Source organism: Legionella sp. km772, from assembly GCF_003989735.1.
Taxonomy (GTDB): domain Bacteria; phylum Pseudomonadota; class Gammaproteobacteria; order Legionellales; family Legionellaceae; genus Legionella.
The window spans coordinates 1-3,283 of sequence record NZ_RZGQ01000256.1; the positions used below are offsets into that span (position 1 = coordinate 1).

Here is a 3,283-nt window from a genome sequence, read left to right on the forward strand (position 1 = left end):
GATTTTTTTGATGCAGTGTAATAATTTCGCTTTTTGGTCATTCTATTCCCCTCTTATATTAGAAGAATAGCTCTTAAAAATACCTTTTTTTCGTCTAAAAATCCGCGCCTATATCAAACCCTACCGCGATTTTCTCGATGAAATTTGTTTTGTTAGAGTTAAGGAATCAGAAAAACAAAAATTAGGTGCTAAATTCGGTCTGGATAAAAGCGGCGAAGTTAATGCTCATTTTGCTGACCTATGCGAATTAGAAATGATGGGGGGCCAATCTGTTTATGAGGGGTTTGTTAATAACTATCTACTAATGTCAGATAAATACATCAAGGCAAATCCTCAAGCAGAGTATGATGTTGATAAAATAAAATATCTGTCATCTCAGCTACTCCATACGCCGAAACCCTAGCATAGGAGTCTTCAGCTAGCCAACACGGTATATACTATTTTGTTTAAGCTCATGGACGTCATTTAAGGCTCATCATCGATTCTATCCATGTATTACTTCTTATAGTTCTTTCCATGCTTCTTTTAAAGAACCTCTATTTTTGTTTTCATGAACAATCAAGAGAATTTCTCCCTTCTTTAATTTTTCTGCGGATGGATTTGGAGGATTATCTGGCATCCCCCAACCTAAGAGACTACCTAATAGGCCACCGGAAACCCCACCGGCTCCTGCTAAAGGGCCTACCATTACTAGCCCTAACCCCGGTAAAGCAATATTTGTTCCTAAGGCTATTAAGGCTCCAATTGTACTGCCTATTGTTCCACCTACTACTCCTCCAACAGCTAGACTTTTCGCCGCATCCTCTTCTCCTTGAGACTGCGTGGAATAATATTTTTTTTTAGAATCCTCGGCCATTACCACATTAATTTCTTGAGGTTTATAACCTAATTTAAGAGCTGCTTCGAATGCTTGTTCTGCAGCCTCTTTATTATGAAAGACCTTAAAAGTCATATCTTGTAAATTTAATTCATCTTGTGTCATTTAATGCTTCCTGGAAAATGGGTTTATATACTTATAAAACTAGGTTAAAAATAAATAAAGCGCTGAAAAACAGGGGTAGACCTTAAATAAAAGAGGCAATCCAGTAACAATTAGAATAAGCACCGATTCACATTAAGGTTGTAAAGTGCGAGACTCATCCTTTTCTTGATCATCTTTTTTTTGCGGTTGTTTATCGCTGGCTAAAATAGACGGAATCCATCCACCATCATTGCTTAATAAATCGACTTGGCCCCTGACCAATAGACGGAGCTTTTTGCAGTCTCTTTCTTCATCATAACTCATACCGCCAGGCAGGGCTTTGGGACCAGCAGAGGCCATCACGTTATGCATGTATATTTTTTTATAAATTATTTTTAAATGTGCATTTTCCTCATTCTTTATAGCCTCTTCACAGGCTTTACGAATTAATAAACTCATCGGCAAAGAAGAATATTCTTCATATTTTTCATTAATTATATAAAACAATTGAGCCATAGCCGGCTCAACCAACCTTCGATGTTCATCCTCAAATAAGCCCATTAAGTCTAAAGTCATTTCCCTTTGTAATTGCTCTCTTTGCTCTAAATTATACTCTCTACATAATCGATAAGACTCTAATATATTCTTATAGTAGTTCTTTAATAACTCTGTCTTTAAGGTTAATTTTGGATGAATTGCTAAAATATCATTGCAATAGTTATATCCATTCACACTAAAAAGAAAAGGACTGGAGGTTTTGAATTCTTCTATTTGGGAAGGAAGAAATTCCACGTCAAAATCGGTATAAATCCCTAAACAAAAAACCTTGCTTAGAGTGCGAACAATATCACTTGCTGCGGCGACATTTCCCCCATTTGCTAAATGAGTTAATTCAATATTTGCTAATTCATACAGTGGTAATTCCTCATCAAAAAGATTTTGCTGAAAACTAATTTCTGAAAAATCATAAAAATTAATCTGATTGGCTTTATTTAAACTACTTAATTCATGTTTAAACTGAGCAAAATCCTCTTTTCCATGCTCATCTAATAAACGACTATCAAAGATTAGCGCTATTTTTCGGGAAGGGAAGGTGTTAAGAAAATCAATTATTCTTATTTTATTCTTTTGGGGTAAAAATTCTTGCGGATTGGTTGTAAACCATATTCTGGTCCAATTTTGGGTTGTGAAGCGGTAAGGATAACTCTCTTCGCTTATAGGACTATTATCTTCATTGCTTAGGTTAAGAAAGAAGTTAGGTTTATTGCGTTTTTTTTTCATAGTGAACTCATATTAACAAAATATCCTTTATTATTTAGATTATAGAATTGTTTAATCACTCTCAGGATTTTTTTAATTATACTTTTCATAGTCTCCGGGAAATGTCCTCTATAGTTCAATTTATGGTGTAGGTTGTTTGCATGGATTCGTCTTCTAATTGGTAATCAAAACAGGTTTGAAAATTTTTTTGTACCACTTCAGGTAAACTACTGCCTTCAAAATGAATCCCCGAACCATCTATTAAAATTAAGGTGCTTTTTTCTTGAGAGGCTTTCGTGAAGTTTATCCTTATTTTGGTATTCATGCCTTTTATGAATGCTTTTACCGGTTGAGGTAAGGGGCAATGGGTAAGAGTGGTTCCTGAAAATTTTAATAATAAGTCCTCGTGAAGAGTAATATTCGTAATATAAGAATTGGACCCATCCGGGCCTAGGGTCGCCTCTAATCTTGCGCTTGGATTAATAGCATCAAAAGCGGGAATAATTAATTGATTACCGAGCACCTTAAAAACACTATGTACTTGCTGCGGTAATTCGTCGTCCTTAATGGAAAATAAATTAGCTAAGGGGACGGGGTTATTAATCCTAATATTAGTTTGTAGTTGATAACTGTTATCCACCGATTGGGCAATTAAATTTAGAGTGTTATTAGCAAAGTTGATATCGGCTTTGATAACTGGATAGCTGGAAACTAAATTAATCAGTACTTTAGCTGATAAGGGATTTTCCTGCCAATGCCCTTTTAAATCTAACTCATGCTCTGAATCTTGCCTATACTGGTATGTTATCGAATTAAAATAAACAGGGGCACTAGTTTTAGGAGTGGAATAATAAATCTTGAGCTCATTTAATTCTATTTTGCTTATTTTAAAAAACGAAGCTTCGGGAGCGGACGGGAGGGTGTTTTTTTGAGCTTGAGTAGAGTGATATAGGCGCGGATTTTTAGACGAAAAAAAGGTATTTTTAAGAGCTATTCTTCTAATATAAGAGGGGAATAGAATGACCAAAAAGCGAAATTATTACACTGCATCAAAAAAATCAA

Annotated in this window: 4 protein-coding genes; 1 reads left to right on the plus strand and 3 read right to left on the minus strand. The window is 35.1% G+C overall.

What is annotated here, in order from left to right; genetic code table 11:
- Positions 1-199: 199 nt before the first annotated feature.
- Positions 200-403 carry a hypothetical protein gene (locus ELY15_RS16765; RefSeq protein WP_370449444.1) on the plus strand — a complete coding sequence of 68 codons (204 nt, stop codon included), beginning with the start codon at positions 200-202 and terminating at the stop codon, positions 401-403.
- A 99-nt stretch (positions 404-502) separates the two neighbouring features.
- Here the strand turns inward: ELY15_RS16765 and ELY15_RS14795 are convergent, their stop codons facing one another.
- The 3 genes from ELY15_RS14795 to ELY15_RS14805 form a co-directional block, all read right to left on the minus strand.
- Complete coding sequence (locus tag ELY15_RS14795; protein WP_127101366.1) at positions 503-982, minus strand: hypothetical protein; 480 nt, start codon at positions 980-982, stop codon at positions 503-505.
- A 132-nt stretch (positions 983-1,114) separates the two neighbouring features.
- Entirely contained in the window at positions 1,115-2,242 is a 1,128-nt protein-coding gene (locus ELY15_RS14800) for a glycosyltransferase family 88 protein (RefSeq protein ID WP_127101368.1), read from the minus strand.
- Positions 2,243-2,357: 115 nt separating this feature from the next.
- Positions 2,358-3,248 (minus strand): hypothetical protein, encoded by an 891-nt coding sequence (locus ELY15_RS14805; protein ID WP_127101370.1) that lies wholly within the window; start codon positions 3,246-3,248, stop codon positions 2,358-2,360.
- Positions 3,249-3,283: the final 35 nt, after the last annotated feature.